This window comes from Candidatus Cloacimonadota bacterium (genome assembly GCA_020532355.1).
GTDB lineage: Bacteria > Cloacimonadota > Cloacimonadia > Cloacimonadales > Cloacimonadaceae > UBA5456.
In genome coordinates this window covers 1-4,598 of sequence record JAJBBD010000278.1, presented here as the reverse complement: position 1 = coordinate 4,598, position 4,598 = coordinate 1, and the positions used below count along the sequence as shown (strand labels likewise).

The 4,598-nt window shown below is 42.4% G+C and carries 4 protein-coding genes; all 4 read left to right on the top strand.

Annotation, left to right across the window (positions count from 1 at the left end; genetic code table 11):
• Positions 1-406: 406 nt before the first annotated feature.
• Entirely contained in the window at positions 407-679 is a 273-nt protein-coding gene (locus tag LHW48_09680) for a triose-phosphate isomerase (GenBank protein ID MCB5260721.1), read from the top strand.
• Between the two features lie 258 nt (positions 680-937).
• Positions 938-2,197: a serine--tRNA ligase gene (gene serS / locus LHW48_09675; GenBank protein ID MCB5260720.1), complete on the top strand. Its 1,260-nt coding sequence runs from the start codon at positions 938-940 to the stop codon at positions 2,195-2,197.
• 38 nt (positions 2,198-2,235) lie between these two features.
• Positions 2,236-3,399 (top strand): hypothetical protein, encoded by a 1,164-nt coding sequence (locus tag LHW48_09670; GenBank protein MCB5260719.1) that lies wholly within the window; start codon positions 2,236-2,238, stop codon positions 3,397-3,399.
• The coding region (locus tag LHW48_09665; protein ID MCB5260718.1) for an O-antigen ligase family protein at positions 3,396-4,598 on the top strand (1,203 nt) is incomplete at its 3' end. The genes LHW48_09670 and LHW48_09665, both read left to right, overlap by 4 nt.

Sequence of the window (4,598 nt, the reverse complement as noted above, 5' to 3'; positions counted from 1 at the left end):
AGGTATTTTCGTCTTGATCTATGGCTGATCAAGTTGGCAACCACTTGGATAAAATAGTGCCCGATTTGCAGATACTAGCAACCAAAGCAGTTATATTTGCTAAATTAACTTGCTTGTGGTTCTATGTAAATACTTTTTATATATTCTTCTCAAACCCGCTGCAGAGTACGTCAGTAGCGATGTCATCAAACAATGTCCAAAGCTCTGCCAAATTTGTCAAGAAAAGCTCACATGGAACCATCTCGACCTAGTTTTCTCTAAGAACAATTGGAAAGCAGCTTAATGACGTACAGAGTTTTGAACAGTCTCGAAAAACATCCCTATGTTTTGTTCAAAAATATCTTGACCGAATACCCCCGCTCAAAGTATTAGTATAAAACTAGTAAAAATTCTGTGAGGTGTTCAGATGCGTAAGATCATTATCGCAGGTAACTGGAAGATGAATAAAGACTTAGCAGAAACCAGGAGCTTTATATCCATAGCGGGATTAGCTCAACGTGAGATGGAACTCGGGCACGCAATAGCCATTGCTGCAGCTACTTACTCCTTTTTAGGCGAAGCTATACAATTGGCGGAAAGCACTCCCCTCAATGCTTGTACGCAGGATGTATCTGCCAATAATGATGACAGCGCTTTTACCAGGAAAGTATCTGCCCTGATATCAATGGCGAACTTATAGGCAGAGCTTTACAAAAAGAGGATAATATCCTTTCAATGTATAAATCAGCAGTGGAAATGAAGAATGCAGGATAAAAAAAGTGTGACCTGCAGACCTGAGACGTCTTGACCGAATTGAGCGTATGCGGTGAGGAATAAATAAAATATAACTAGATTAAAAAATGATATGTAAAAGGAGAAGATGTCCGACTTACGGCTTGTTAGTTACAGGTTTCGAGTTAGTTTTCGACTCCAGAAATAGATACAATAAGGTGAGTACATGATAGACATCAGGTTTATACGTAGCAATGTGGAACTGGTGAGGAACGCCATCCGCAACAAGAATGAAAAGGCGGATGTGGATGCGATTGTGGCGTTGGATGAACAGCGACGCAAGCTGCAATTCGATTTTGACACCCTGAAGGCCCATCAGAACGCGGTTTCCCGAAGCATAGCCCAAAAGAAAAAGGCCAAAGATGATGCTTCCAAAGAGCTGGAAGAAATGGCCAGCGTGGCTGAACACATAAAAGAACTGAGTGCGCAACTTAGTGAAGCATCTGAAAGTCTGCAAAAGTTGCTTTTGAGAATACCCAATATACCGCAGCCAGAAGTACCTGTGGGACGTGATGAAAGTGCTAATGAAGTGCTGAAGTATCATGGCGAGAAACCAGAATTTGCCTTTCGTTTAAAAGACCATCTGGAAATTGCTAATATAAATAAACTATTGGATTTTCCACGTGGTGCCAAGTTAAGTGGCAGCGGCTTTCCAATCTATACGGGGCAAGGGGCTAGGCTTGAACGCGCACTAATAAACTTTATGCTGGAATATCACCTGCAAAAACACGGTTATGTAGAACTGATGGTGCCGTTGGCGGTGAACCGCAAAACAATGACTGGAACCGGACAATTGCCGAAGCTGGAATTCGATATGTATCACATTGATGAGGATGATCTGTTCCTTATTCCTACAGCGGAAGTACCTGTTACCAATATCTATACTGATGAAGTGCTACACTACAAGGACTTACCAAAAAAGTTTGTGGCCTATACGCCCTGTTTTAGAAGAGAAGCAGGATCCTATGGCAAAGATACGAAAGGGCTGCAAAGGCTGCACCAATTTAATAAAGTGGAGATGGTGCGCTTTGTAGAGCCGGAAACATCTGCCACTGCACTGGATGAAATGCTGGCTAATGCCGAAGCGATATTACAAGCCTTTGGGTTGCATTACCGGGTAGTGGATCTGTGTACCGGCGATCTGTCCTTTGCTTCGCAACGCACTTATGATCTGGAAGTATGGGCTCCCGGTTCAGAGAAGTATCTGGAAGTGAGTTCGGTTAGTAGTTTTGGAGAATTTCAGGCCAGAAGAGCTAATATCCGATATAAGGATGCCACTGGCCAGATTCGCCATGTGCATACTCTTAACGGCTCAGGACTGGCAACTCCGCGGCTGATGATCGCGCTGCTGGAAACCTATCAGCAGGAAGATGGCAGCATCAAAGTGCCTGATGTGTTGAATCCATGGATGAGGATAGAGCTGTAAAAAACAATGACGGGACATAATAATGAAGGAAGAGATAAATGAATCAAACAAGCTTTGACCTCTTTGATCTACTGCGGATAATTTTGGTGAATCGGAAACTAATAATCGGGATCGTGCTGGTGGTGGCGATTGGGGCGGTTGCATATAGCCTTCTAACACCTGAGATTTGGTCTTCGCAAACCAGTTTCTTTGCGGTGGGAGATGATGTAACAGATATACCCTTTGATATTCCAGGATTTTCTGGTTTACCAGCCGACCTGTTGGGAACCGACAGCGGGGAAAAGGCGGAGAACTTTATTACAGTGATGTTAAGCCGGACAATTTCTGAGGAAGTGATCCGCAAATATAAGCTGATAGATTATTTTAAGCTTGATAATCCTGATTCCCTACGTAATATGGATGATGCCTTAAAAAAGCTTAGATCCAATATGGTTAAATTCTCGGTTAACAAAAACACCGGTTTGATAACCATCATTGTCCAATCTAAAAGCAAACAGCTTTCGCTGGATATAGTAAACTACTATCTGAAGCGTCTGGATGAATACAACCGTACGCAGAAGGTTACACAGGGTAAGTTGAATCGGGAGTTCTTGGAAGAACGAGTGAAAGAAACGCGGATGATTCTGGATTCGTTGATTGTGGTGAACCAGACATTTCAGGAAAAGAATAAAGCCGTCGACTTAGAAGCGCAGGCCAAGTCTATGATTGAATCCTATGGTGTGTTAATAGCAGAGAAAATGAAGCTGGATATCGAACTGGAGCTGGCAAGGTCTAAATATAGCGCTAATAGCCCAATACTAATAGACTTAGATCTGAAAAAGAAGGGCTTGGATACTCAGATAAAAGCTCTGGAAAACAGTGGGAATGCTCCCAAACCGGAATATTTGCTGGATATAGACCGCATTCCCGCAATCTCTTCCCAGTATGCCCAGATCAAGATGAATATGGAAGTATACAAGACGATATATGAATTCTTGTATCCGCAATATGAAGCTGCTCGACTGACAGAACTGAAGGATATGCCCACGCTGGAAATACTTGATCAACCTCGCTTGGCAGGACGAAGAGATAAACCTAAAAGAGCTTTGATCTGCGCCGTTGCAACCGTTTTGGCATTCTTTGCAGCAGTGGTGATTGCCCTACTAAAAGAAGCGATAGTTAAAAACAAACACAGGATAAAGATAACGGGAAACGGGATATGAGCACAGACTCGGCAGGATTGCCAAGGCTAATTGGAATCTTGAAGCCTCTGCTACAAACTATTCTTATTGCCATCATCATTGCCGGATGCATCTGGTGTGGAACTTTAACACAACAAATATCGGGACGTTATCTGATTTATGCGATGCTTATTATAGTAGCTTGGGTAGCCTATGCATTGCTGTTTGGCATAGGTATTCATAGCAGTCTGCCTCTGATCGCGATTGTATTCTTTAAGCCTATGGAGCTTACCTTTTATCTGGTATTGGGATTTCTGTTAATGATGGGATTCATTGAATTCCTGCGTCGAAATGAACTGAAGCTTGCAATTCCTTACCCAATGGCGGGAACACTGCTGCTGGCATTTGGCATCCTGAGCGCCATAAAGATAAATACTTCAATGGGCTATACCTATTTTTTTAGTACTGTCATTACTCCGTTAATAATCCTGATAATCTTTGCTAATCTCCGCCTGGAACTGAATTCAATGTACGTTTGGATGCAGAGTATAGTATATGTAGCTGCAGTAGTAGGGCTATACGGGATTATCATTGCCATTCAAAATCCCTTGGAACGCTTGGGATCTTTTTGGTTTACCGCCATGACCATTAATGGATTTTATATAGTTTCGTTCTTTTTTGCAGTGAGTCTGGTTTTATATCATACGAACTTGACGAAAAAGCTGATTAATGCAATGGCAGCATTGTTGATTCTTTTTGGTATGTTATATACTTATACTAGGATTGTGATACTAGCAGTGGCATTTGGAGTCTTTCTGCTAATGCTGAGACTAAAGACGATGCGCTATGTGGGAATTGGCTTTATGCTACTGTTGCCGTTGATTATTCCCTCCTCAATGGAAAGTAGGATCGAACTGGGTTTTAATATGGATGTTTCGCTTATCATCAGGGCGTTAGCATGGTACAACTCATTGATTCTGATATTTAAACACCCCCTTACGGGGATAGGTTTCAGCGTATGGTCTACCTGGTATCCAAGTGTGATACCGCTGCAAACCTTATTCGCACAGCATACTCACAATGTATATCTAAATCTGATTGTGGAGATGGGGATCGTCGGTGCTGCCTCATTCCTTTATCTCGTGTGGAAGATAATGCGCCGTTTTTGGCAAAGCTGTATTTCGCATACAGGCAGTATTCTCCATTTCGGAATGTGGGTGGCCATGATGGCAATACTTTTT